This window comes from Pseudomonas sp. FJ2-5-13, assembly GCF_029201605.1.
In the GTDB taxonomy this organism is placed as follows: domain Bacteria; phylum Pseudomonadota; class Gammaproteobacteria; order Pseudomonadales; family Pseudomonadaceae; genus Aquipseudomonas; species Aquipseudomonas lactis.
In genome coordinates, this window is the sequence record NZ_CP104045.1 from 954,782 (window position 1) to 979,598 (window position 24,817).

Sequence of the window (24,817 nt, forward strand, 5' to 3'; positions counted from 1 at the left end):
TCAGGCCTCGTGGATACGCTGCTTGAAGGTCCGGCCAATCGCATGCACGCCGGGTTGGTACTGTTCCTCTTCAATGGCGGCCAGGGCCAGGCGCAGGGCGGTTTCGGCAATCAACTGATGTTGCTGGGCCATGGCGTTGACCGGCAGAGGCAGGAAATCCAGTAACTGCGTATCGCCGAAGGTGCCCAGGCGCAGGGGCCGCGACTTGAGGGGGAAATCATGCAGCGCATCAAACACGCCTTGCAGCAGTACGTAGGAGGTGGTGACCAGCGCGTCCGGCAGATGCCCCAGGCGTTGCAGCAGTTGCTCCATCAGCTCTCGGCCGCAGTCACGGCTGAAGGCTTCGCCCTGTTCGATAATCACGTCGCCCGTGAAGCCTTGCAGCGCATCCCGGAAACCGGCGGTACGCGCCTGGCTGATGCTCAGCTCGGGCCGTGCGCCGATCAGCGCGATCTGCTTGGGCAACGGTTGCAGCAGGCTGCTGGTGAGTTGCTGGCAGGCCTGGTGGTCGTCGCTGACCACGGAACAGAACTGGTTCGGCTCCATCTCCCGGTCGATGGCAATCACCGGCAGCCCCTTGGTCTGCAGCTCGCGATAGCTGTCATCGCTGGCCGGCAGGCAACTGGCGACGAACAACGCATCGCAACGCCTGGCACGGAACAGTTGCAGCAGTTGGCGTTCGCTGTCCGCTTCATCATCGGAGCTGGCGATCAGCAACTGATAGCCTCGCGCCCGCGCACCTTGTTCCAGCAGTTTGGCGATGCGTGCGTAGCTGGGGTTTTCCAGGTCTGGCAGGATGAACCCCAAGGTGCGCGTATGCCGGCTGCGCAGCCCGGCGGCTTGAGGGTTGGGGGTAAAGCCATGGGCCTGGACCACGGCACGCACACGCTCAACGGTTGCGTTGCTGATGCGCTGCTGTTCGGCCTTGCCATTGATGACATAGCTGGCGGTGGTAACGGACACACCGGCCAGACGTGCGATATCACTGAGTTTCAAACCGGGATTTCCTTGTTTTTTGGCGCTCGCCCCGACATTTTGTCCAATCGTAACCGATTCCTGCATTCGACCCATGCCCCACAGCAAGCGCCGAGTGGCCCTTCAAGCTTGCGCAATTAACGCGTAATCTGCCATAAATTCTAGATTAAACGTTTCAGCAAGCGTATTTTTACGATGTTCGCCGCTGAGTGACCACTGCCAATTGACCGCTCAGTCAGTTAATTTTGAACATATTTACCTACAACAATACCTAGTGCGCCCCGTCGCACTAACTAGGAGAACGGCATGCTTGAGCTCACTGTAGAGCAGATATCCATGGGCCAGGTGGCTGTGGATAAATCTGCTGCCTTGCACCTGCTCGCTGACAAATTAGTGGCCGATGGCCTGGTTGCCGAAGGTTATCTCAGTGGCTTGCAAGCCCGTGAAGCCCAAGGCTCGACCTTTCTCGGCCAAGGCATTGCCATTCCCCATGGCACGCCAGAAACCCGCGACCAGGTGTTTTCCACCGGTGTGCGCCTGCTGCAGTTCCCCGAAGGGGTGGACTGGGGCGATGGCCAGATCGTCTACCTGGCGATTGGCATCGCGGCTAAATCCGATGAACACCTGCGCCTGTTGCAACTGCTCACCCGTGCCCTCGGTGAAACCGACCTGGGCCAGGCGCTGCGCCGTGCCAACAGTGCCGAAGCCCTGTTGAAACTGTTGCAAGGCGCGCCTCAGGAACTGGCGCTGGATGCACAGATGATCAGCCTGGGCGTGTCGGCCGATGATTTTGAAGAGTTGGTGTGGCGCGGTGCACGCCTGCTGCGCCAGGCCGACTGTGTGAGCAATGGTTTTGCCGCGGTATTGCAGCAGGTCGACGCGCTGCCCCTGGGCGATGGCCTGTGGTGGTTGCACAGCGAGCAGACGGTCAAGCGTCCGGGCCTGGCCTTTGTGACGCCGGACAAACCCATGCGTTACCTCGGCCAGCCTTTGCACGGCCTGTTCTGCCTGGCGAGCCTCGGTGAAGCGCACCAGACCCTGCTTGAACGCCTGTGTGCCTTGCTGATCGAAGGGCGCGGCCAGGAGTTGGGGCGCGCCACCAGCAGCCGCGCGGTGCTGGAAGTGCTGGGCGGTGAACTGCCGCCGGACTGGCCTAGCGCTCGCATTGCCCTGGCCAACGCCCACGGGCTGCATGCTCGCCCGGCGAAGATCCTGGCGCAATTGGCGAAAAGTTTTGATGGCGATATCCGCGTGCGCATCGTCGATGGTGCGGTGGGCGCCGTGTCGGTCAAAAGCCTGAGCAAGTTGCTCAGCCTCGGCGCACGTCGTGGCCAGGTGCTGGAATTTGTGGCCGAGCCGACGGTGGCCGGCGATGCATTGCCCGCCCTCTTGGCCGCCGTGCAAGAGGGCCTTGGCGAAGAGGTCGAGCCCTTGCCTACGGTGAGTGCACAGCCAGCGCAGGTCGATATCGAACCCGTACTCAGCGCGCCACTGAGCGGTAGCCAACTCCAGGCGATTGCCGCCGCACCGGGTATTGCCATCGGCCCGGCCCACATCCAAGTGCCACAGGTGTTCGATTACCCCTTGCGCGGTGAGTCTGCCGCCGCCGAACGCCAGCGCCTGCACACGGCCTTGAGCGATGTGCGCACGGATATCCAGGGCCTGATCGAACGCAGCCAGGCCAAGGCCATCCGCGAGATTTTCATCACCCACCAGGAAATGCTCGACGACCCGGAACTGACCGACGAAGTCGACACCCGCCTCAAGCAAGGCGAAAGCGCCGAAGCCGCCTGGATGAGCGTGATCGAAGCCGCCGCCAAGCAGCAGGAAGCCTTGCAGGATGCCCTGCTGGCCGAGCGCGCTGCCGACCTGCGTGACATCGGCCGCCGTGTGCTGGCTCAGTTGTGCGGCGTTCAAAGCGTGCAGGAACCGAGTGAGCCCTACATCCTGGTGATGGAAGAAGTCGGCCCTTCGGACGTGGCACGCCTGGACCCGGCCCGCGTTGCCGGCATTCTCACCGCCCGAGGTGGCGCCACAGCCCACAGCGCCATCGTCGCCCGCGCACTGGGTATTCCGGCCTTGGTCGGTGCTGGTGCTGCGGTGTTACTGCTCAAAGCCGGCACGCCGCTGTTGCTCGATGGCCAGCGCGGTCGCCTGCATGTCGACCCCGACACCGCCACCCTGCAACGGGCCACCGTGGAGCGCGACAGCCGTGAACAGCGCTTGCAAGCCGCTTCGGCCCAACGCCATGAAGCGGCGCTGACCCGCGACGGCCACGCCGTGGAAGTGTTCGCCAACATTGGTGAAAGCGCCGGGGTGGCCAGTGCAGTGGAGCAGGGCGCCGAAGGTATCGGCCTGTTGCGCACCGAACTGATTTTCATGGCCCACCCCCAGGCGCCGGACGAGGCCACCCAGGAAGCCGAATACCGTCGCGTACTCGACGGCCTCAACGGTCGCCCGTTGGTGGTGCGCACCCTGGATGTGGGCGGCGACAAGCCCTTGCCCTATTGGCCGATCGCCGAAGAAGAAAACCCCTTCCTCGGTGTGCGCGGTATTCGCCTGACGCTGCAACGCCCGCAGATCATGGAAGCGCAACTGCGCGCACTGCTGCGTGCTGCGGATAACCGCCCGCTGCGCATCATGTTCCCCATGGTCGGCAGCGTGGATGAGTGGCGCGCCGCCCGGGACATGACCGAGCGCCTGCGCCTGGAGATCCCGGTGGCAGACCTGCAACTGGGGATCATGATCGAAGTGCCTTCAGCCGCGTTGCTGGCGCCGGTGCTCGCCAAGGAAGTCGACTTCTTCAGCGTCGGCACCAACGACCTGACCCAGTACACCCTGGCCATCGACCGCGGCCACCCGACCCTGTCGGCCCAGGCCGATGGCCTGCACCCGGCAGTTTTGCAACTGATCGACATCACCGTGCGCGCCGCCCATGCCCATGGCAAATGGGTGGGTGTGTGCGGCGAGTTGGCGGCGGACCCGCTGGCGGTACCGGTGCTGGTCGGACTGGGTGTGGATGAGTTGAGCGTGTCGGCCCGCAGCATTCCCGAGGTGAAGGCGCGAGTGCGTGAATTCAGTCTGAGCGAGGCCCAGGGCCTGGCGCAACAAGCACTGGCGGTGGGTTCGCCCGCGCAAGTGCGTGCCCTAGTGGAGGCCGTGTAGATGGCGAATATTCTGACCCTGACGCTGAACCCGGCGTTGGACCTCACGGTACGCCTGGCGCACCTGCAACCCGGTGAGGTCAATCGCAGTGAAGCGATGCTCACCCACGCGGCGGGCAAGGGCGTGAATGTGGCGCAAGTGCTGGCGGACCTGGGCCATTACGTCAGCGTGGGCGGCTTCCTCGGCAGTGCCAACCCCCAGGCTTTCAATGCGCTGATCAAGCGCCGTGGGTTTGGCGATGCCTTCATCCGTGTCCCCGGCGAAACCCGCAGCAACATCAAGATTGCCGAACAGGATGGGCGGGTCACCGACATCAATGCACCGGGGCCGCTGGTGACTGAAGAGGCGCTAAAAGCGCTGCTTAAGATGGTCGCGATCATTGGCCCGGAGTTCGATGCGGTGGTGGTGGCCGGTAGCTTGCCGCGCGGCGTCAGCCCGCAGTGGTTTAAAGGTTTGCTGGAGGCGTTGAAAGACCTCGGGTTGAAAGTGGCCCTGGACACCAGCGGCGAAGCGCTGCGCCTGGGGTTGGAGGTTGGCCCGTGGCTGGTCAAACCCAATACCGAAGAGTTGGCCGAGGCCCTGGGTAGCGCCACCGATGCCATCAGCCGACTGCATCAGCAAGGCATCGAACATGTGGTGGTCTCCGACGGGGCCGCAGGCGTGACCTGGTACCGCCCAGGTGCGGCGCTGCACGCCACGCCGCCCAAAGTGGCAGTGGCCAGTACCGTGGGCGCCGGCGACTCGCTGCTGGCCGGAATGCTCCACGGTTTGCTCAGTGGCGACACACCGGAGCACACCCTGCGCCGGGCCACGGCGATTGCCGCGATGGCGGTGACACAGATCGGTTTTGGCATCAGCGATGACGCGCAGTTGGCGCATCTCGAAAGCGGCGTCGATGTGCGCACGCTGACAGAACAATAAGAGGGTTTGTGATGAAGTTAGCCATTGTTACTGCCTGCCCGAACGGCATGGTCACCAGTGTGCTGTGCGCCCGCTTGCTGGACGCCGCCGCCCAGCGCATGGGCTTGCACACCAGCGTTGAAGTCGTCGATGTGCAGCGCCCGGAGCGTCAGTTGTCCCAGGCGACGATTGATGATGCCGAGTGGGTGCTGCTGGTCAGCAGTACCCCGGTGGATATGCAGCGGTTTGTCGGCAAACGTGTGTTCCAGAGCACGCCGGCCCAGGCGTTGGCGGATGTCGAAGGCGTGTTGCGCCGTGGGGCTGAAGAGGCCCAGGTGTATGTCGCCAACGACGCCCCGGTGGCGGCCAAGGCTGCGCCGCGTATCGTAGCGATTACCGCGTGCCCCACCGGTGTGGCCCACACGTTCATGGCCGCCGAAGCCTTGCAGCAGACGGCCCAGCGACTGGGTTATGACTTGCAGGTCGAGACCCAAGGCTCGGTCGGCGCCCGCACGCCGTTGAGCCCCCAGGCGATTGCCGATGCCGATGTGGTATTGCTCGCGGCCGATATCGAAGTGGCCACCGAGCGTTTCGCCGGCAAGAAGATTTATCGCTGTGGCACCGGCATTGCCCTCAAGCAATCCGAAGCCATCCTCAACAAGGCCCTGGCCGAAGGCGCGGTGGAAAGCGCGGCCAGCGGTGCAGCGGCCAAGGCGGAGAAAACCGGGGTCTATAAACACCTGCTCACCGGCGTGTCGTACATGTTGCCGATGGTGGTGGCGGGGGGCCTGCTGATCGCCTTGTCGTTTGTATTCGGGATCCATGCCTTCGAACAGCCTGGCACCTTGGCGGCGGCGCTCAAATCCGTGGGTGACCAGGCGTTCCTGTTGATGGTGCCGCTGCTGGCGGGCTACATCGCCTACTCGATTGCCGACCGTCCTGGCCTTGCGCCCGGCATGATTGGCGGGCTGCTGGCGGGGACGCTGGGGGCTGGGTTTATTGGCGGCATCCTCGCCGGTTTCGTCGCCGGGTATTGCGTCAAGCTGATCAGCCGCGCGGTGCAACTGCCCCAGAGCCTGGAAGCGCTCAAGCCGATCCTGATCATCCCGTTAGTGGCGAGCCTGTTTACCGGTTTGGTGATGATCTACCTGGTGGGGCCACCGGTCGCCCGCTTGCTCACGGGCCTGACGGACTTCCTCAGCACCATGGGCACCACCAACGCGGTGCTGCTGGGCATTCTGCTCGGCGGCATGATGTGCGTGGACTTGGGTGGGCCGATCAATAAGGCGGCGTATGCGTTCTCGGTCGGCCTGCTGGCCGCCTCGAGCGGCGCGCCGATGGCCGCGACCATGGCCGCCGGCATGGTGCCGCCGATTGGCATGGGCATCGCTACGTTACTGGCCCGACGCAAGTTCGCCCAGACCGAACGCGAAGCCGGCAAGGCGGCGATGATCCTGGGGCTGTGCTTTATCTCCGAAGGTGCGATTCCCTTCGCCGCCAAAGACCCGCTGCGCGTCATTCCGGCCAGCATCGCCGGTGGTGCGTTGACCGGTGCGCTGTCGATGTACTTCGGCTGCAAACTCGCCGCGCCCCATGGCGGCTTGTTTGTGTTGGTGATTCCGAATGCGATGAACCATGCGTTGTTGTACTTGTTGGCGATTGTGGCGGGCAGTGTGTTGACCGGACTGGTGTATGCCCTGCTCAAGCGGCCGGAAGCGGCCGAGCTGGCCGTGACTGCCTGACACTGGCAAAAAATGTGGGAGCTGGCTTGCCTGCGATAGCATCGACTGGGTTTGCCTGATACACCGAGGTGTCTGCATCGCAGGCAAGCCAGCTCCCACAGGTGAATTTGATCGTTCTCCCGATCGGTGTCACATCCGCTTCATCCCTCCATGCTTTAGTGGCCCTTTTGATACTCAAGAGGGCACCTGCATGAGCCACTTCGATCTGGGCCGCCGCCGTGTGATGCAAGCCGTAGGCGCTGGCCTGTTGTTGCCGGGCCTGGCGCCGGCGGTGATCGCTTCGGTGAAGGACCGGCCGCAACTCACTGACGGCGTGCAATCGGGCGACCTGCAGGGCGACCGCGCCATGATTTGGAGCCGCAGCGACCGCCCGGCGAAGATGGTGGTGGAGTGGGATACCCGCAGTGTGTTCAGCAACCCGCGCCGGTTCGTCTCGCCCCTGGCCGACAGCCGCACCGACTTTACCGCCCGTGTCGAACTCACGGGGCTGCCGGTCGACCAGGCGATTTTCTACCGCGTGCATTTCGAAGACGCCCAGAGCGGCATTGCCAGTGAGCCCTGGTTCGGTCACTTGCGCAGCGTGCCGCAACAGCGGCGCGATATCCGTTTTGTGTGGAGCGGCGACACCGTCGGCCAAGGCTTCGGCATCAACCCCGACATCGGTGGCATGCGCATCTATGAAGCCATGCGCCTGCGCCTGCCGGACTTTTTTATCCACAGCGGCGACACCATCTACGCCGACGGCCCGGTACCCGCGCAGATCACCACCGAAGGCGGGCGCATCTGGCGCAACATCACCACCGAAGCCAAGAGCAAGGTTGCCGAAACCCTGGATGAATATCGCGGCAATTACCGCTACAACCTTCTGGATGAAAACGTGCGCCGCTTCAATGCCGAGGTGCCGCAGATCTGGCAGTGGGACGATCACGAGGTGATCAACAACTGGTCATCGAGCAAGCAGTTGGATGAGCGTTACCAGACCCGCGACATCAACACCCTGGTGGGCCGTGCCCGCCAGGCCTGGCTGGAATACTCACCCATGCGCCGACAGAGCGCCGACGCTGGCGGGCGCATTTATCGCAAGCTCAGTTATGGGCCGCTGCTGGATGTGTTTGTGTTGGATATGCGCAGCTATCGCGGGCCGAATGACGATAACCTGGGCGCTGAAAAGCCCTTCCTGGGGCGTGAGCAGTTGGACTGGCTCAAGCGCGGGCTCAAGGCGTCGCAAGCGCAGTGGAAGGTGGTCGCCGCCGACATGCCCATCGGCCTGGGCGTGCCCGACGGTGAGGTCAGCCCCGGCGTGGCGCGTTGGGAAGCCGTCGCCAACGACGACCCTGGCCCGGCGCAAGGGCGTGAGCTGGAGATCGCCGAACTGCTGGGGTTCCTGCATGAGCACAAGGTGCGCAACCACGTGTGGCTGACGGCGGACGTGCATTACTGCGCGGCGCATCACTACCACCCGGACCGCGCGGCGTTCCAGGATTTCGAGCCGTTCTGGGAGTTTGTGGCAGGACCGTTGAATGCCGGGAGCTTCGGGCCCAACCCACTGGATAAAACCTTTGGCCCGCACGTGGTGTTCCAGAAGGCGCCACCGGCACAGAACACCTCGCCGTTCGCGGGCTTTCAGTTTTTTGGTGAAGTGCAGATTGATGGGCAGACGGCGGAGTTGACGGTGATGCTGCGGGACTTGGATGGGGTTTCCGTGTTCGAGCAGAAACTGCAACCGACCTGATTGGAATGCAATCAAAACTGTAGGAGCGAGCTTGCTCGCGAAAAACTCATAGACGCCGCGTTATTCAGGAAGCTCGCGTTATCGTTGACGTTCTTCGCGAGCAAGCTCGCTCCTACAGAAGGCAGGCATTAGCAGGGTCAGTAGACATCCCTACGATAGCGGCCTTGTTCGATCAGGCGCTCCAGCGCCTCATTGCCCAGGATGTCTGCCAGTGCCTGATCCACGCCCGTCGCCATCCCTTGCAAGCTGCCACATACATAAATCGCCGCGCCATCCGCCAGCCATTTACGCAGCACATCCGCTGATTCGCGCAGGCGGTCCTGTACGTAGATTTTCTCCTCCTGATCCCGGGAAAACGCTAGGTCCAGCAGGGCCAGGTCTCCACTGGCGAGCCAGCCTTGCAGTTCCTCCTGGCACAGGTAGTCGTGGGCGATATTGCGCTCGCCAAACAGCAGCCAGTTGCGCTGCTGGCCGTCGGCAATACGCGCCTTGAGCAAGCTGCGCAGGCCCGCCAGGCCGGTGCCGTTGCCCAGCAGAATCAGCGGCACAGGCGCGTCGGGCAAATGGAAGCCGCTGTTGCGCCGCAGGCGCAGGCTGATGGCCGAGCCGAGGGCGGCGTGTTCAGTCAGCCATCCGGAGCCAAGCCCCAGGCTGCCGTCGGGGTGGCGCTCCTGGCGCACGATCAGCTCCAGCACACCGTCGCTGGCAATCGAGGCGATGGAGTATTCGCGCATGCCCAGCGGTACCAACGCGTCCACCAGTGCCTGGGCGTGCAGGCCGACCAGGTGCGTGCGGTTGTCCGGCAACTGGCGCGTGGCCAGGGCCTGGTCGAGGGTGTGGGCGACGCCGTCGATTACCACGCCGTCGCTGCCGACCAAGCCCAGGCCGGCCAGGAAGTGTTCGATGGCCCAGGGGCAATTGCGCGGCAGGACTTCCACCAGGTCGCCGGCCAGCCAGCTGTGCGCAGACGTGGATGTGAGGCCCAGCAGGTAGACGGGCGAGCCGACACTGTCGGGGTTGAGCAGGGTGCGCTGGCTCAGGGTCCAGTTTTCGTACTGGGCCGTCGGCCAGGCCGCTGCCGGCGCATGCCCGGTGAGCTGGCCCAGCTGCTGTTGCCAGGTCTGCAGCGCCAAGGTGTCACCGCTGTCGACTTCCACGGGGGCAAACAATGGGGTGCCGCCCTGGTTGGTCAGCCAGAAATGCAGGCGCCGGGCAAAGCCGCAAAAATGCTCGTACTGCCGGTCGCCCAGGGCCAGCACCGAGTAGTTCAAGCCTTTGAGGGGCAGCGCCTGGCCGAGCACGCTGCGCTCGAAACCACGGGCGCTGTCGGGGGCTTCGCCGTCGCCAAAGGTACTGACCACAAACAGCGCGTTCTGCGATTGGCTCAGGTCCTCAGGGCTGACACTGCCCAGCGGCTGCACCTTCACCGCCAGGCCCGCAGCCTGCAATTGCCCGGCCGTTTGCCAGGCCAGTTGTTCGGCAAAGCCGCTCTGGCTGGCGAAGCCGATCAGCCAGGCCGGGGCATCGCTGTGGTTATCTGTCAGACCTTTGCGGGCATCGCGGACCTGGCGCTTTTTGCGGCGTCGGTCGAGGTACAGCAGCCAGCCCGTGATGAAAAACAGCGGCATGAGCAGTGAGCTGACGGTGAGGACAATCCGCCCGACCAGGCCGAAATAGCTGCCGGTGTGCAGCGCATACACACTGGTCAGCAACTGCGCCTTGAGGCTTTTGCTGGCGTAGCGCTCGTGGGATTTGACCTCGCCGGTGGCCGGGTCCAGGTTGATCTGGTTCAGCGCCCGGTCATGGGGCGATGAGTTGAGCAGGTAATACACAGTGGCCGGTTGCCCGGCCACCGGCGGCATCCGAATGTTGTAGGCGCTCAAGTCGGGGCCGGCGTTGCTGTAGATGCTGCTCCAGATCGCGTCGTAGTTGGCCACCGGAGCCGGGCCAGCGGGGGCTGGGCCGCGCTTGCGCATGCGCTCGTTCTGCGGCGCGTCGGACAGCAGTTTGGTCACGCCACGGTTGTACCAGTCGTAGGACCAATACAGCCCGGTCAGCGCCGCCAACAGATAAAACAGCAGGCACCAGGTGCCGAATACCGAGTGCAGGTCCCAATTGAAGCTGCGGCCCTTTTTGCGCCAGTCCAGGGTCAGCCAGACGCGCCAGCTTTTCACCTGGCGCGGCCAGCGCAGGTACAGGCCGGAGAGGCAGAAGAACAACAGGATCAGGGTGCAGGCGCCGGTGATATTGCGCCCGGTGTCACCGATGGCGAGGAAGCGGTGCAGTTGCAGGATAAAGCCGAACAGATCCTGGCCGACCGCGTCGCCCATGTAGTCGCCGGTGTACGGGTCAAAGTAGCGCATCTGGCCACGGCGCTCGCCCGGTGGCGGGGTGAAGGACACGCGGCCGGCGTTGCCGCTGTCGCTTTCTACCCACAGCATGGCCACGGTCTTGCCTTCGGCCGCTTCCAACTTGCGTACCAGCTCGGCGGGCGGCAGTACACCGGCCTCGCGTTTCTGCACGCTCAACACGGTGGGGTTGAGCGCCCGCAGGATCTCGTCCTGGAACGAGTACGCGGCCCCGGTGACCCCCATCAAGGCCAGCACCAGCCCGGCCGTGATGCCGAAGAACCAATGCAACTGGAACAGGGTTTTCTTCAACACGTCGGAGCGCCTCGCTTAGCTGGATATCTGATCACGGCGCGCATTATGCCGTGAGTTGCCGGGAAACACGCAAAAGCCCCACGCATCCGATGTGTGGGGCTTCTGGCTGGAGCTTTACCGCTTTTAGAAGTGGAAGCTGGTGGTCAACAACGCCGTACGACCGGCCGCCTGGTTGGCGAAGTGCGTGGAGAAAGCCTTGTCGTAGTAGGTCTTGTCAGTCAGGTTCTGCACGTTCAATTGCAGGTCGACGTTCTTGGTCAGCTTGTAGCTGGCCATGGCGTCGTAGCGGGTGTAGGAGGGTACATACACCGTGTTGCCGACGTCGCCGTAAACCTGATCGACATAGAAGGCGCCGCCGCCGATGGTCAGCTTGGGCGTCACGTCGTAGGTGGTCCACAGGCTGAACGAGTTCTTCGGCGTGTTGGGCATTTGGTTGCCCTTGCTGGAGCCGGAACTCACGACACCGTTACGCCCGTTGAGGCCGGATTTAACCAGCTCGCTGTCCAGATAGCTGTAGCCCGCAAACACTTGCCATTGTTCGGTAATTTTGCCGCTGGCGGACAACTCGATGCCATCGACCTGAGATTCACCGGCGTTCTGGTAGGTGAGTGCATCCACCAGGATGCGGGTGTTTTTCTTCTCGGTGCGGAACACGGCTGCGGTCAGGGACAGGCGGTCGTGGAACAGGTCCCACTTGGTGCCCAGTTCGTAGTTGACGGTTTCTTCTGGCTGCAAGTCGCTGGTGGCGGCACCGGCAGACAGTGGGTTGCCGTCGGAACCTTCGCCTATCAGGCCACCGGCTGGCGTGGCCGAAGTTGCGTACGAGGCGTAGATGCTGCCGTTCTCCACCGGCTTCCAGACTAGGCCGGCTTGCCAGTTGAAGAACTGACTGTCGTCCTTGATCTTGCTGCGGGCTTTTACCGTCGCGCTCGGCACCGCGTTGGTGTTGGCCTCGGTGTCAAAGGTGTCGTAGCGCAACCCCACGTTCAGCAGCCATTTAGGATCGAGCTCGATGGTGTCGAACACGTACGCGGCGCGGCTGGTGGCCTTGGTGTTGGTGCCGTTGTAGTTGCGCGCGATGCTGCCGTTCCAGGCGTCGTCGGGGTTCGGGTTGCTCAGTGAGGTGCACTGCCCGCCCAGGCTGCCCTTGGCCGTTGTGCACACCGGGTTGGCGTTAGGGCTGACGGTGTAGCCGCTGACACGGGTTTCTTCACCGGTAAATTCCAGGCCAGTGGAGTAAGTGTGCTTGAAGCCCAGGGCCTGGAAGCTGCCAAACAGATCGGTCTGGTTGGTGGTTGTGGTCGTGGTGGAGACACGGCTGTTGGCGCGACGCCAGACGGTGCCATAGCGGTTGACGTTGAACTTGCTGTCATCCGGCTGAGTGAGCACATAGTCCTGGCCGGTGCTGCCGTGGCGCAGGGTGTTTTTGAGCGTCATGTTGTCGTTCAGGTCGTGCTCGATGGAGAACGTGCTGATGTCGGCGCGAGTCTTGCGGAAGTCACGGCTTTTCAAACCGTAGAAGTTGTTGCTGTCGCCGCCATCGTTGGGTTTGTCATGCACGTGGGCCGTGGCGGTCGACGAACCGTAGCCGTAGGGAATCCCCGAATCCGGCAGGTCATCACTTTCCATATGGTAGTAGCTGAGGTTGACGCGGGTCGGTGTGCCCAGGCCAAAGGTCAGCGACGGTGCCACGCCCCAACGGTCGTAGTTCACCGCATCGCGGCCAGCCACGTTTTGTTCATGGCTCATCAGGTTCAGGCGGAAGGCCGCGCTGTCGTCGAGGAACTGGCGGTTCACGTCGAGCACGTAGCGGCGGGTCTGGTCGGAGCCGTAGGTAAAGCCGCCGTTGGTGAAGTCCCGCGCTTGTGGGGTCTTGCTCACCAGGTTGAGGCTGCCACCGGCCGAGCCACGGCCGCCGAACGAGGAGTTGGGGCCTTTGCTGACTTCGATGGACTCGATGTCGAAGATCTCGCGGCTCTGGCCGCCGGTATCGCGTACGCCATCGAGGTAGGTGTCGCCCTGGGCATCGAAACCACGGATGAACGGACGGTCGCCCTGAGGGTTGCCACCTTCACCGGCGCCGAAGGTGATACCCGGTACGGTGCGCAAGGCATCCTGCAACGAGGTGGCGGCGGTGTCCTTGAGTACTTGTTGCGGCACCACAGTGACCGAACGCGGCGTGTCCACCAGCGGTGCGGTGTATTTCTGCGACGAGGCTTTCTCCACCTGGTAGGAGGTGTTGTCCTGCTCTTGCCCTGTGATGTTGGTGGCGCCGAGGGAGATAGGGTTGCGCTCGCCTTTTGGCTCGGTATTTTCAGCCGCCTGCGCCAGGTGGGCGGCGGAGCCGGCGCTCAGGGCAACGCCGATGGCCGAAGCCAGCATGCGTGGTGAACTGACCGGTATTTTTAGAATAGTGCGCGACATGACGTGTCCCTTCCCCAAGGATGTGAGGCCGCGGAATATAGGGCCAACAAGACTTTGTATCAATTGCGAGATATTGCTATTCGCATCAAATTTACATTCTTTACACTTTTTCTTTACGGAATTTGCCTTCTCGTTCGTCCCCGTGTTTTACAGGGCGGATAAGAATCAATACCATTGACGCCTCTCTGATCGCAGGTATTGCCCCATGTTGCTGCACATTCCCGGCCTGTTCTCTCGCGAGGAGGTGCTGCGCATTCGCCAGGCCCTGGAAGAGACCGAATGGGCTGACGGCAAAATCACCGCCGGGCACCAGTCGGCCAAGGCCAAGCACAACCTGCAATTACCCGAAGGCCACCCCCTGGCCAAGGAAATCGGCGCGGCGATGCTGGAACGGTTGTGGAGTAACCCGCTGTTCATGTCGGCCGCGCTGCCGCATAAAGTCTTCCCGCCACTGCTTAACTGCTACACCGCTGGCGGCAGTTTCGACTTTCATATCGACAACGCGGTGCGCCAACCCAAAGGCAGCCATGAGCGCGTGCGCACCGACCTTTCGTCCACGCTGTTCTTCAGTGACCCCGACGACTACGACGGCGGGGAACTGGAGATCCAGGACACGTTCGGCCTGCAGCGGGTCAAGCTACCCGCCGGCGACATGGTGCTGTACCCCGGCTCCAGCCTGCACAAGGTCAACGCGGTGACCCGTGGCGCGCGCTATGCCTCGTTCTTCTGGACCCAAAGCCTGGTGCGCGAAGACAGTCAGCGCACCATGCTGTTCGAGATGGACGGCGCCATTCAGCAACTGACCCGCGACGTGCCCGACCACCCCGCGTTGATCCAGCTCACCGGCACCTACCACAACCTGCTGCGCCGCTGGGTCGAGGTCTGAGCATGGGCTTTTTATTGCGCCGCGAAGAAGTGCTCAACGTCGAGCAATTACAAAGCATGCTCGATGATTCCCCGGTGCGCGCCGCCCAGGCAATCCTCATTGCGGCCAAGGCAGGCGTGGTCGATGCCCAGGCCCTGCTCGGGCAAATCCTGCTGGAAGGGCGCGGCATTGCGCGCGATGAAGCCTTGGCGCTGCGCTGGTTCCAGATTGCCGCGCAGGGCGGGCACCAGATGGCGCGCAATATGACCGGGCGCTGCCTGGAGCATGGTTGGGGCTGTGCCGTCGATGAAGCAGCGGCAGCCCGGGAATATCGGCTGGCAGCCGAAGGCGGGTTGGATTGGGGCCAGTACAACTACGCCAACCTGTTGGCTACCGGTCGCGGCATTGAGCAAGACCAGGCCCAAGCGCTGATGCTTTATCGCCAGGCCGCAGGGCAGGGCCACGCCAAGTCGATGAACCTGCTGGGGCGTTATCTGGAAGACGGCCAGTATTGCCCCAGGGATCTAGAGACAGCCGTCGAATGGTACCGACGCTCCGCCGAAGCCGGGGATTTTCGGGGGCAGTTCAGCTATGCAGCGGTGCTGGCGGACAGAGGGCAGATCGACGCTGCGCTGGAATGGCTGCGCAAGGCGTTGGCGGCTGGGAATTCCAAATTCCTGCGAACGGCGCACAAGGCGCTGGCACTGGCCAATGACCCGCAGATTCGCGCCATGGCCGAGGCTTATCAAGGGCACGCGGACCAATTGGAGAAAACGCTGTAGGAACCCGTTTCTACATATTCACGTGTTCCGGTTTGTCGATGAACGGCAAGGATCGAAGGTTGAAGCTCTGGCTTAAGTCACTATGATTAAGCTTGAATCCTTTTTAATCGCCTGCTTGTCATTTATCCGCAGAGAGAGTTTTCATGGGTGCCGAAACCAAAGTAATGACAGCTCATATTCCCACTGCCCTTGCTCAGAAAGTTGACCAGATGGCCGCGCGAATGGATCGCTCACGCGGATGGGTGGTGAAACAGGCCCTCGCTGATTGGGTCGATCAAGAAGAAGAGCGCAGCCGGCTGACGCTTGAGGCTATGGCAGATGTAGATGCGGGGCGCGTGATCGATCACCAGGCAGTGCAGGCCTGGGCAGATAGCCTGAGCACCGATTCGCCGCTACCGGTACCGCGCTGATGGAGCTGAGGTGGACAAGTAAAGCCTTATCCGACCTGACTCGATTATATGACTTCCTCTCTGTTGTAAACCGCGAAGCTGCCGCCCGCATCGTGCAGTCACTGTCTCAAGCGCCTGACACGCTGCTCGATAATCCGCGCATCGGTGAGAGAATTGAAGAGTTTTCACCGCGCGACGTAAGAAGACTTTTAGTCGGCCATTACGAAATGCGCTACGAAATTCAACAGTCGACACTCTATATTCTACGGTTATGGCACGTTCGCGAAGATCGCTGAGGGCGCGTACCACAGACAGAAAAAAGCCCATGAAACGTCATGGGCTTTTTAGTTATAACCGTCTTATTACACGTAGAACGACTTCAACGGCGGGAACCCATTGAACTCCACCGCGCTGTAGCTGGTGGTGTAGGCACCGGTCGACAACCAGTACAGACGATCACCAATGGCCAGGTTCAATGGCAGGCCGTACTTGTAGTTTTCGTACATGATATCGGCGCTGTCGCAGGTCGGGCCGGCGATGACCACTTCTTCCATCTCGCCTTTCTTCTCGGTCCAGATCGGGAACTTGATGGCTTCGTCCATGGTTTCGATCAGGCCGGAGAACTTGCCCACATCCGTGTACACCCAACGCTCGACGGCGGTACGGGACTTGCGCGCCACCAATACCACTTCGCTGACCAGGATGCCGGCGTTGGCGATCAGCGAACGGCCAGGCTCCAGGATGATTTCCGGCAGGTCGTCACCGAAGTCTTCCTTGAGGAAGCGGATGATTTCTTCGGCGTAGGTTTCCAGGCTGTTGGTGCGGGTGATGTAGTTGGCCGGGAAGCCACCGCCCATGTTGATCAGCTTCAGGTGAATGCCGTCTTCTTCTTTCAGGCGTTCGAAGATCACCTTGACCTTGGCGATGGCCGCGTCCCACACGCTGATGTCGCGCTGTTGCGAGCCGACATGGAACGAGATGCCGTACGGCACCAGGCCCAGGTCGCGGGCGAGGATCAGCAGGTCCATGGCCATGTCCGTCTGGCAACCGAATTTGCGCGACAACGGCCAGTCGGCGGTGGTCGAGCCTTCGGTGAGGATGCGCACATACACTTTCGAGCCCGGCGCGGCCTTGGCGATGTTGCGCAGGTCGGCTTCGGAGTCGGTGGAGAACAGGCGCACGCCCTTCTCATAGAAGTAGCGGATGTCCTTGGATTTCTTGATGGTGTTGCCGTAGCTGATACGGTCGGCGCTGACGCCGCGGTCCATGACCTTGTCCAGCTCGTAGATCGAAGCGATGTCGAAGCTCGAGCCTTTGTCTTTCAACAGGTCGATGATCTCGACGGCCGGGTTGGCCTTGACGGCGTAATACACCTTGGCGAATTCGAAACCGGCGCGCAGGTCATCGTAGGCCTGGCTGATCATCGCGGTGTCGATCACCACGAACGGGGTTTCTTGCTTGTCGGCGAACGCCTTCATTTTGTCAAAAGTGGCGCGCGCGAAATAATCTTCGACGTTGATCGACATGCTGGGGAACTCCTAAGGGCAAACTGTATTGATCAATGGGTGCAAATGAACGTCCTCCGTATCCCCACTTTGGTTCGCCTACTTCCCAAGGCATGTCGCCGAAAGCAAAAAGGCCACGGGGTAAGCTGCCCTTGGCCTTGCTGTCTCGTCGTCAGTACTTGAGCCGGATGGATCGTTTCCAGCATGGACGTTCGGCGCGAACTTTAGGGCTTGGCGGGCGTGGGATCAACTAAAAATGTCGCGTTTTTGCACGCGTTCGTCGCGCGGCCGCGTGCAGCTACTTATGTAACCGACCGGTGTGACGGATTGATGTTCCCCGGATGGGGAGATTTGAGGTGTTTCAGAGCCACTGAAAGTCCAATGTGGGAGCGGGCTTGCTCGCGAATACGGTGCACCAGTCAACCTATCTGGCGACTGACACTCTGCATTCGCGAGCAAGCCCGCTCCCACAGTTTTAAGCCAGGGCTGTCTCGGCCGGGGAGACAATACTGGTCTTGCCCCCACGGGACTTACCGGAACTCAGGTACTCGGCAATCGACTCCTGGGTCACTTCCCCAAGGAACACCCGCTCCGCATCCATCACCGGCAACCACGAACGGTTGAACTCGTACATGCGCGACAGCAGGATGCGCAAATGCTCGTCATACGCCGCCGTGGCGTTGAACTCGCGCAGGTACTGGCCGCAGGTGCCGGCCTGGCGATGCAGGTCGCGACGACGTACATAACCCAGCGCCTTGTTCTCGGCGCAGGTGACCACCACATAGCGGCGGTCAAGCTCGTCCATCAACTCCAGGGCATCGGCCACTGGGGTTTCCGGGCTGACGGACGGGGCGTTGTCCGCCGCGTCTTCGGCTTTGACCAGCAGCAGGCGCTTGAGGGTGCTGTCCTGGCCCACGAAGTTGCTGACGAACTCGTCGGCCGGGTGCGCCAGCAACGTGTCCGGGTGGTCGATCTGCAGCAGCTTGCCGGCGCGGAAGATGGCGATCTTGTCACCCAGCTTGATGGCTTCGTCGATGTCGTGGCTGACCATGATCACGGTCTTGTTCAGTGCGCGCTGCATCTCGAAGAACTCGTTCTGGATCATCTCGCGGTTGATCGGGTCGACCGCGCCGAACGGCTCATCCATCAGCAGCAACGGTGCGTCGGCCGCCAGGGCGCGGATCACGCCGATGCGCTGTTGCTGCCCGCCCGACAATTCACGCGGGTAGCGATGCAGGTACTGCTTGGGCTCCAGCTTGATCATGCTCATCAACTCGCGGGCGCGTTCGTGGCATTTCTGCTTGTCCCAGCCGAGCAGCTTGGGCACCACTACGATGTTCTCTTCGATGGTCATGTTGGGGAACAGGCCGATCTGCTGGATCACGTAGCCGATGTTGCGGCGCAGGGTCACCTCGTCGAGGTCGGTGGTGTCTTCGCCGTTGATCAAGATCTTGCCCGAGGTGGGCTTGATCAGGCGGTTGATCATTTTCAGCGTGGTGCTCTTGCCGCAGCCCGAGGGCCCCAGGAATACGCAAATCTCGCCTTCGTTGACGGTCAGGCTCACATCGTTGACGGCAGTGACGGTCTTGCCGTTGCTTTGAAAAGTCTTGGACAGGTTTTGAAGTTCGATCATTTGAGCAATCCTTTTGGAGTCAGCGAGCGTTGCAGCCATTGCAGAAGCAGGTCGGCGAAGATGGCCAGGAGGCTGACCAGCACGGCGCCGACGATCAGCATCGACATGTCACTGCGGCTGATAGAGGCCAGAATCAGTACACCCAGGCCACCGGCACCGATGGTGGCGGCGATGGTCATCACACCGATGTTCATCACCACGGCGGTGCGCACGCCAGCGAGAATCACCGGCACCGCAATCGGCAGTTCGACCATGCGCAGGCGCTGGCCGAAGGTCATGCCGATGCCGCGTGCGGCTTCACGAATGCCTGGCTCTACGCCGGTCAGCGCAAGATAGGTGTTACGCATGATCGGCAGCAGGGAGTAGAGGAACACGGCGGTGATCGCCGGCATTGGGCCCAGGCCCTGGCCGAACTTGGAGTAGAACGGCAGCAGCAAGCCGAACAGCGCAATGGAGGGCACGGTCAGCAGCACCGTGGCGCTGGCTTGCAACGGACCTGCCAGGGTGGGGAAGCGCGTCATCAGAATGCCCAGGGGCACGCCGATAAAGATCGCGAGGATCACGGCGATGCCGACCAGGGTGATGTGCTGCCAGGTCAAGTGCAGCACTTGGGCCCAATCAAGATGGGAAAAGGCGTTCAAAAATTCCATGTCTTCTCCTTTTTAGTTGATTGGATGTTGGCGCAGGAAATCGGCGGCAACGGCGGACGGGCTTTCATGGTCGACGTCGACCCGTGCATTGAGCTGGCGCATGGTTTCGTCGTCGAACAGGTGGGCCAAAGGCTTGAGTTCGGCGGCCAGTTGCGGGTGTTTGTCGAGGTATTCCTGGCGGATCACCGGGGCTGCGGTGTAGTCGGGGAAGTAGTGCTTGTCGTCTTCCAGCAGCTTCAACTTGAACGCGTTAAGGCGACCGTCAGTGGTGTAGACCAAACCGGCGAACACCTGGCCGTTACGCAGCGCGGTGTAGACCAGGCCTGCGTCCATCTGCCGGGTGTTTTTGCGCGTCAGGTTCATGTCGTACAGCTTGACCATGCCGGCCAGGCCATCGGAGCGGTTGGCGAACTCGGTGTCCAGGGCGACCAGGCGATGCTCTTTGGTCTCCTGAGCCATGGCTTGGGTGAGGTCGCTGATGCTGTTGATCTCGGGATGTTCCTGCGCGACTTTCTCCGGCAGTGCCAGGGCGTAGGTGTTGCTAAAGCGAGACGGCGACAGCCAGATCAGGCCTTTTTTCGCGTCGAGTTCTTTGACCCGAGCGTAGGACTGTTCGCTGTCGAGTTTCTCGTCGATATGGTTGTAGGCCACCAGGGACACACCGGTGTATTCCCAGATCAGGTCCAGTTGCCCGCTTTCCTGGGCACTGCGTGCCAGGTTACTGCCCAGGCCGCCAGTCACACGGGCGTCGTAGCCCTTGGTGCGCAGGTACTGGGAAGTGATTTCGGCGAGCAGGGTCTGCTCGGTGAACACCCGGGCGCCGATGCGGATCACGGGTTTTTCGGCGGCTTGTGCAATACCTGCAAGCAGCAGGACGCAGCCTAATATCAAGCTCAGTTTTTTCATGTGAATTCCTTTACCGGGCTTAAGACGGGCGCAACCCGCGTTCCAGCCAGAGGCGGCTGGCCATGGTTACCAGGCCATCAAGCAGCAACGCCAGCAGCGCGGTGCAGGCGGCGCCGAGCAGCAGTTGCGGCTGATTGTTCAGGGCAATGCCGGGGAAGATCAGGCTGCCCAGGCTGTTGGCGCCGATCAGGAAGGCCAGCGGCGCGGTGCCGACGTTGATCGCCAGGGCCACGCGCACACCGCCGATGATGATCGGCACGGCGTTGGGCAGCTCCACGCGAAACAGCACCTGGCGAGGAGTCATGCCGATGCCGGTGGCGGCTTCTTTCAGGGAACCCTGAACGTTTTTCAGGCCTTCGTAGGTGTTGCGCACGATGGGCAGGAGCGAGGCGAGGAACAGCGCGAAGATGGCCGGGCCGCTGCCGATGCCGAGGACGCCGAGGGCGATGGCCAGTACGGCCAGGGGAGGGACGGTGTTGCCGATGTTGAAGATCTGCATGAAACGTTCTGCGCGCCCGACCATGTTGGGTCGACTGAGCAGGATACCGGCGGGGATGCCCACAATCAGGGCTGCCAGCATGGAGACTAGGACAAGAATCAGATGAGCTTGCAGGTAAAACAACAAATCGTCGCGGTACAGTTCGATCGTGTTGATGCCGATCCAGTGGACCAGCAGGGCCAGGAGCGCGACGACAACCGCGCCTCCTATCAGCCCTTTGCCATAGCGAATAGCCACAGGCGGACTCCTTTTTTTCTTTTGTCGGCGAACACATTCTCCGGCGGCAATGCCATTCCTGGCTGTCGGCGAATAGGTTCGCGAAAAGCAGCTCGCCGATACTGGCAATGCAGTATGCGATCAAGCCATGAGCGCAGCCTCGTCAGGCTAACTTGCTGATATTTCAGCCCCTGTTCCGAGTGCGGTAGCAGGGGAGTGGACGTCTCGACCTTTTAAAAGGTTCCACACTTGGGCGCATTTAGCCACCCCCAATGGGCTCAACGGTGGTCCGTACCCTCGCGTTTGCGCTATACTCGCCGCCCTTTTTTGACTCACCTGCCAGGCGATTTCCCATGACCCACCAGGCCGCCGAAGTCGCGAAACGCCGCACTTTCGCCATTATTTCCCACCCCGATGCCGGTAAAACCACCATCACCGAAAAGCTGTTGCTGATGGGCAAGGCGATCGCGGTAGCCGGCACGGTGAAATCGCGCAAATCCGACCGCCATGCCACCTCCGACTGGATGGAAATGGAAAAACAACGGGGTATTTCCATTACCACGTCGGTCATGCAGTTCCCGTATCGCGAGCACATGATCAACCTGCTCGACACCCCGGGGCACGAAGACTTCTCCGAAGATACCTACCGCACCCTCACCGCGGTGGACTCGGCGCTGATGGTTCTCGACGGCGGTAAAGGCGTCGAGCCACGTACCATCGCGCTGATGGACGTGTGCCGTCTGCGTGACACGCCGATTGTCAGCTTCATCAACAAACTCGACCGCGATATCCGCGACCCCATCGAGCTGCTGGATGAAATCGAAGCCGTCCTGAAGATCAAGGCCGCGCCGATCACCTGGCCGATTGGTTGCTACCGCGACTTCAAGGGCGTGTACCACCTGGCCGACGACTACATCATTGTGTACACCGCTGGCCACGGTCATGAACGCACCGAAACCAAGATCATCGAGAAGCTCGACTCCGACGAAGCCCGCGCCCACCTGGGTGACGAGTACGACCGTTTTGTCGACCAGTTGGAGCTGGTGCAGGGCGCCTGCCATGAGTTCAACCAGCAGGAGTTCCTCGACGGCCAACTGACGCCAGTGTTCTTCGGTACCGCGCTGGGCAACTTCGGTGTCGACCACGTGCTCGACGCCGTTGTGGACTGGGCGCCAAAACCCCTGGCCCGCGTCGCCAACGAGCGCACCGTGGAACCGGTGGAAGAGAAATTCACCGGCTTTGTGTTCAAGATCCAGGCGAACATGGACCCCAAACACCGTGACCGTATCGCCTTTATGCGCATCTGCTCCGGCAAATACGAAAAAGGCATGAAGATGCGCCACGTGCGCACCGGCAAGGACGTGCGCATCGGCGACGCCCTGACGTTCTTCTCCTCCGAGCGTGAGCAGCTGGAAGAGGCGTTTGCCGGCGACATCATCGGCCTGCACAACCACGGCACCATCCAGATCGGCGACACCTTCACCGAAGGCGAAGCGCTGGGCTTTACCGGTATCCCGCACTTCGCCCCGGAACTGTTCCGCCGCGTGCGCCTGCGTGACCCGCTCAAGTCCAAGCAACTGCGCCAAGGCTTGCAGCAATTGGCCGAAGAGGGCGCCACCCAGGTGTTCTTCCCCGAGCGCAGCAACGACATCATCCTCGGCGCCGTGGGCGTGCTGCAGTTCGACGTGGTCGCCAGCCGCTTGAAAGAGGAATACAAGGTGGAGTGCTCTTACGAGCCGATCACCGTGTATTCGGCGCGCTGGATTGATTGCAGCGATAAGAAGAAGTTGGAAGAGTTCTCCAACAAGGCCGTGGAAAACCTGGCGATCGACGGCGGTGGGCATTTGACCTACCTGGCGCCGACGCGGGTGAACCTGGCGCTGATGGAAGAGCGCTGGCCGGAGGTGAAGTTCCGTGCGACCCGCGAACACCATTAAGGTTTGAGCGGTGGGCGTGTAAAAGGTGGTCGTAAAGACCACCCTCATTTAGCCAATACGCGGCTTTTTTCAGGAGTTTTGCATTTTGTAAAAGTCGCGTAGGACTTTCTCTTGATCATCTGTCTCCGCAGTCGACACCTCAATAATCTCGTCTAATTTCGACGCCGGGCTTCCTTTAGGGAGTTTGTAGATGGCGTAAGCCGACATCATAGTGCCAGTTCTTCCCTGACCGAACCCGCAGTAAACTAAAGCATTACCTTTACTTAGGATATTATCAACCGCTTGACACGCTTGTAAAAGCTCTTTAGCTGTAGGGACGCCGAAGTCCACAACGGCAAGATGGTGGTAGGTGATGCTTTCAGCGGCCAATGCTGTCATGCTGTTATCATGTATCAAATGATGATTTAAGCTGACAATGCCTTTGATGTTGTAAGTTTTTAAAAGTTTAATTGCAGGAGTGTCAAACTTCTGAAGCGTATCATCTTCGTCGTTATAGTAAGGTTGTGAACTTCTGAATACCCTCGTAGTGCCCTTATCAAAGGTCACCCAGTTTTGGAACACTACAGTCTTGCCTGAGGACAGCGTTTTCACGTAGCCAGCCAGGCTGCTTACACTCTTTTTCATTTGTGTTCTCCTTTGCTTCTTGGTGCCTGGGCAGGCCATGCGATGGGGGATTAGGTAATGTCATTGAAGTAAGACATGTCTTCGATGTGTCCTTTGGCGAGCCCTTGGTTGGGGGTGAAACGAGGGCCTTGTGCAGATTTGAAGTTGGTGAGTTTTCCATCTAATAGGATTTCGCGCTCGTTTTTTACTTTATTGCTGGCATTAGCGTGACCCGCGAATCGCAAAGCCACGTATTCATCATAATCGGCTTTGACTTTTTGAAGCTTGTCCGCTACTGCACTTTGGTTAATGGCGCCTCTAAAGTCACCGCGTTGGCTCCATCGCGATAGACAAACAGCAGCATAGTAAGTGACTATGTCACAAGGCTCTGGAAACTTGTCCGGTCCGTTCGCCCCATCGCTCGCGGGATTTCCTCCAAGAGTGGCTTGAGCTCCAGCCATAGGATATATGTGTACTGCAGTGCCCTCGCTTGTAGTAGGAACGACAGCAGTATAATTCAAGGTTCGTTCATCTCGAGCGTAAAAGGCAACATACTCTTTTACATTGGTGCCGAGTTGCGTTTGATTGAGGGGCATGCTAGAAACAGAAACGATAGGATCAATTGCGAATATGTTGAGTGGTATATTCATCAGATCGCTATCGCTTAGCATAGCATTCGCTAACATATGACAACTGGTTGCGCCCCTGCTCAACCCTATCAGGTTTACTTGAGTTGGAACTACGTTATCCTTTTCGCTGTTAATAGGTTTGAAAGGATCTCCTATTAGAAAATTTCGTGATAGCCAATCGAATGAAATTCCAAGGTCTCTAAACTTTTCAAGATCCCGTGAATTATTCCGCGATGAGTCGGAGCGGGGGGGGAGTGGTGTTGACTTTATAATGCTCAAGGCTTGGTTTATGTTGTTGATCCAATGGCTAATAAGTTGTTCTTCATTAAATTGGAGTGAGTTTTTTATAATGTCGTCTTCAAGTGGAGTGTTACATCCGGGGCCGCCAAAGCTTACCCAGTCGGAATATTTTATATTAGCAACTGATTGTATTTCTAAGCGATTGGGGTCAAGTAAAAATTGGATTTTTGGGTTTGTTAGTCTAACGGTCGTGTGTCGTTTTTGAGAAAGGGTTGGTCCGTTGTATGGGTCATGCTGGTTAAAGAATGCGACGTATTCGGCCCCGCCGAAGTAAATGTTTAAAGTGGTCATTAGTGTAAAGC

At 60.6% G+C, this 24,817-nt stretch carries 19 protein-coding genes; 9 read left to right on the top strand and 10 right to left on the bottom strand.

Annotated features, from left to right (window positions below):
• Positions 1–996 (bottom strand): catabolite repressor/activator, encoded by a 996-nt coding sequence (cra, locus tag N2A98_RS04235; RefSeq protein ID WP_275623062.1) that lies wholly within the window; start codon positions 994–996, stop codon positions 1–3.
• Between the two features lie 285 nt (positions 997–1,281).
• Here cra and ptsP point away from each other — a divergent pair, with 285 nt between their 5' ends.
• The 4 genes from ptsP (at position 1,282) to N2A98_RS04255 (ending at position 8,514) form a co-directional block, all read left to right on the top strand.
• Positions 1,282–4,140, top strand: coding sequence for a phosphoenolpyruvate--protein phosphotransferase (gene ptsP / locus N2A98_RS04240; protein ID WP_275623063.1), 2,859 nt, complete (start codon positions 1,282–1,284; stop codon positions 4,138–4,140).
• The gene (pfkB, locus tag N2A98_RS04245) at positions 4,141–5,061 is read left to right on the top strand and encodes a 1-phosphofructokinase (protein ID WP_275623064.1); all 921 of its coding nucleotides are present in this window, start codon (positions 4,141–4,143) and stop codon (positions 5,059–5,061) included.
• Between the two features lie 11 nt (positions 5,062–5,072).
• On the top strand, positions 5,073–6,782 hold the full coding sequence (locus N2A98_RS04250; RefSeq protein ID WP_044271534.1) for a PTS fructose-like transporter subunit IIB: 1,710 nt from the start codon (positions 5,073–5,075) through the stop codon (positions 6,780–6,782).
• 190 nt (positions 6,783–6,972) lie between these two features.
• Positions 6,973–8,514, top strand: coding sequence for an alkaline phosphatase D family protein (locus N2A98_RS04255; RefSeq protein ID WP_275623065.1), 1,542 nt, complete (start codon positions 6,973–6,975; stop codon positions 8,512–8,514).
• A 137-nt stretch (positions 8,515–8,651) separates the two neighbouring features.
• Here N2A98_RS04255 and N2A98_RS04260 read toward each other — a convergent pair whose 3' ends face one another.
• On the bottom strand, positions 8,652–11,177 hold the full coding sequence (locus tag N2A98_RS04260; RefSeq protein ID WP_275623066.1) for a sulfite reductase flavoprotein subunit alpha: 2,526 nt from the start codon (positions 11,175–11,177) through the stop codon (positions 8,652–8,654).
• 123 nt (positions 11,178–11,300) lie between these two features.
• Positions 11,301–13,601 carry a TonB-dependent siderophore receptor gene (locus N2A98_RS04265; protein WP_069557486.1) on the bottom strand — a complete coding sequence of 767 codons (2,301 nt, stop codon included), beginning with the start codon at positions 13,599–13,601 and terminating at the stop codon, positions 11,301–11,303.
• 205 nt (positions 13,602–13,806) lie between these two features.
• Here N2A98_RS04265 and N2A98_RS04270 point away from each other — a divergent pair, with 205 nt between their 5' ends.
• The 4 genes from N2A98_RS04270 (at position 13,807) to N2A98_RS04285 (ending at position 15,933) form a co-directional block, all read left to right on the top strand.
• Positions 13,807–14,487, top strand: a complete 681-nt coding sequence (locus tag N2A98_RS04270) for a Fe2+-dependent dioxygenase (protein WP_275623067.1) — start codon at positions 13,807–13,809, stop codon at positions 14,485–14,487.
• Between the two features lie 2 nt (positions 14,488–14,489).
• Entirely contained in the window at positions 14,490–15,248 is a 759-nt protein-coding gene (locus N2A98_RS04275) for a tetratricopeptide repeat protein (RefSeq protein ID WP_275623068.1), read from the top strand.
• Positions 15,249–15,391: 143 nt separating this feature from the next.
• Complete coding sequence (locus N2A98_RS04280) at positions 15,392–15,658, top strand: ribbon-helix-helix domain-containing protein (protein ID WP_032893597.1); 267 nt, start codon at positions 15,392–15,394, stop codon at positions 15,656–15,658.
• Positions 15,658–15,933 (top strand): type II toxin-antitoxin system RelE/ParE family toxin, encoded by a 276-nt coding sequence (locus N2A98_RS04285; RefSeq protein WP_200888182.1) that lies wholly within the window; start codon positions 15,658–15,660, stop codon positions 15,931–15,933. Before N2A98_RS04280 ends, N2A98_RS04285 begins: the two co-directional genes overlap by 1 nt.
• A 66-nt stretch (positions 15,934–15,999) precedes the next feature.
• On the opposite strand, the gene N2A98_RS04290 is transcribed toward N2A98_RS04285, so the two are convergent.
• From N2A98_RS04290 to N2A98_RS04310, 5 genes are all read right to left on the bottom strand, one after another.
• Positions 16,000–17,163, bottom strand: a complete 1,164-nt coding sequence (locus N2A98_RS04290; protein ID WP_014716890.1) for a type III PLP-dependent enzyme — start codon at positions 17,161–17,163, stop codon at positions 16,000–16,002.
• Positions 17,164–17,617: 454 nt separating this feature from the next.
• Positions 17,618–18,775: an ABC transporter ATP-binding protein gene (locus tag N2A98_RS04295; protein WP_275623069.1), complete on the bottom strand. Its 1,158-nt coding sequence runs from the start codon at positions 18,773–18,775 to the stop codon at positions 17,618–17,620.
• Entirely contained in the window at positions 18,772–19,425 is a 654-nt protein-coding gene (locus tag N2A98_RS04300) for an ABC transporter permease (RefSeq protein ID WP_003188473.1), read from the bottom strand. Before N2A98_RS04300 ends, N2A98_RS04295 begins: the two co-directional genes overlap by 4 nt.
• Before the next feature lie 12 nt (positions 19,426–19,437).
• The gene (locus N2A98_RS04305; RefSeq protein WP_044271547.1) at positions 19,438–20,331 is read right to left on the bottom strand and encodes a glycine betaine ABC transporter substrate-binding protein; all 894 of its coding nucleotides are present in this window, start codon (positions 20,329–20,331) and stop codon (positions 19,438–19,440) included.
• Positions 20,332–20,350: 19 nt separating this feature from the next.
• Positions 20,351–21,067: an ABC transporter permease gene (locus N2A98_RS04310; RefSeq protein WP_004372306.1), complete on the bottom strand. Its 717-nt coding sequence runs from the start codon at positions 21,065–21,067 to the stop codon at positions 20,351–20,353.
• Positions 21,068–21,399: 332 nt separating this feature from the next.
• Here N2A98_RS04310 and N2A98_RS04315 point away from each other — a divergent pair, with 332 nt between their 5' ends.
• The gene (locus tag N2A98_RS04315) at positions 21,400–22,983 is read left to right on the top strand and encodes a peptide chain release factor 3 (protein WP_044271551.1); all 1,584 of its coding nucleotides are present in this window, start codon (positions 21,400–21,402) and stop codon (positions 22,981–22,983) included.
• 69 nt (positions 22,984–23,052) lie between these two features.
• On the opposite strand, the gene N2A98_RS04320 is transcribed toward N2A98_RS04315, so the two are convergent.
• Together N2A98_RS04320 and N2A98_RS04325 are read right to left on the bottom strand one after the other, a co-directional pair.
• Complete coding sequence (locus tag N2A98_RS04320) at positions 23,053–23,607, bottom strand: protein-tyrosine phosphatase family protein (protein ID WP_044271554.1); 555 nt, start codon at positions 23,605–23,607, stop codon at positions 23,053–23,055.
• A gap of 50 nt (positions 23,608–23,657) precedes the next feature.
• Positions 23,658–24,806 carry a hypothetical protein gene (locus N2A98_RS04325; RefSeq protein WP_275623070.1) on the bottom strand — a complete coding sequence of 383 codons (1,149 nt, stop codon included), beginning with the start codon at positions 24,804–24,806 and terminating at the stop codon, positions 23,658–23,660.
• Between the last annotated feature and the right edge of the window lie 11 nt (positions 24,807–24,817).

Bases quoted from the DNA above. Each gene is read 5' to 3' on its own strand.
- ptsP (WP_275623063.1), top strand. From the start codon at position 1,282: ATGCTTGAGCTCACTGTAGAGCAGATATCCATGGGCCAGGTGGCTGTG.
- pfkB (WP_275623064.1), top strand. From the start codon at position 4,141: ATGGCGAATATTCTGACCCTGACGCTGAACCCGGCGTTGGACCTCACG.
- N2A98_RS04250 (WP_044271534.1), top strand. From the start codon at position 5,073: ATGAAGTTAGCCATTGTTACTGCCTGCCCGAACGGCATGGTCACCAGT.
- N2A98_RS04255 (WP_275623065.1), top strand. From the start codon at position 6,973: ATGAGCCACTTCGATCTGGGCCGCCGCCGTGTGATGCAAGCCGTAGGC.
- N2A98_RS04265 (WP_069557486.1), bottom strand. From the start codon at position 13,601: ATGTCGCGCACTATTCTAAAAATACCGGTCAGTTCACCACGCATGCTG.
- N2A98_RS04270 (WP_275623067.1), top strand. From the start codon at position 13,807: ATGTTGCTGCACATTCCCGGCCTGTTCTCTCGCGAGGAGGTGCTGCGC.
- N2A98_RS04275 (WP_275623068.1), top strand. From the start codon at position 14,490: ATGGGCTTTTTATTGCGCCGCGAAGAAGTGCTCAACGTCGAGCAATTA.
- N2A98_RS04280 (WP_032893597.1), top strand. From the start codon at position 15,392: ATGGGTGCCGAAACCAAAGTAATGACAGCTCATATTCCCACTGCCCTT.
- N2A98_RS04285 (WP_200888182.1), top strand. From the start codon at position 15,658: ATGGAGCTGAGGTGGACAAGTAAAGCCTTATCCGACCTGACTCGATTA.
- N2A98_RS04290 (WP_014716890.1), bottom strand. From the start codon at position 17,163: ATGTCGATCAACGTCGAAGATTATTTCGCGCGCGCCACTTTTGACAAA.
- N2A98_RS04295 (WP_275623069.1), bottom strand. From the start codon at position 18,775: ATGATCGAACTTCAAAACCTGTCCAAGACTTTTCAAAGCAACGGCAAG.
- N2A98_RS04300 (WP_003188473.1), bottom strand. From the start codon at position 19,425: ATGGAATTTTTGAACGCCTTTTCCCATCTTGATTGGGCCCAAGTGCTG.
- N2A98_RS04305 (WP_044271547.1), bottom strand. From the start codon at position 20,331: ATGAAAAAACTGAGCTTGATATTAGGCTGCGTCCTGCTGCTTGCAGGT.
- N2A98_RS04315 (WP_044271551.1), top strand. From the start codon at position 21,400: ATGACCCACCAGGCCGCCGAAGTCGCGAAACGCCGCACTTTCGCCATT.
- N2A98_RS04320 (WP_044271554.1), bottom strand. From the start codon at position 23,607: ATGAAAAAGAGTGTAAGCAGCCTGGCTGGCTACGTGAAAACGCTGTCC.
- N2A98_RS04325 (WP_275623070.1), bottom strand. From the start codon at position 24,806: ATGACCACTTTAAACATTTACTTCGGCGGGGCCGAATACGTCGCATTC.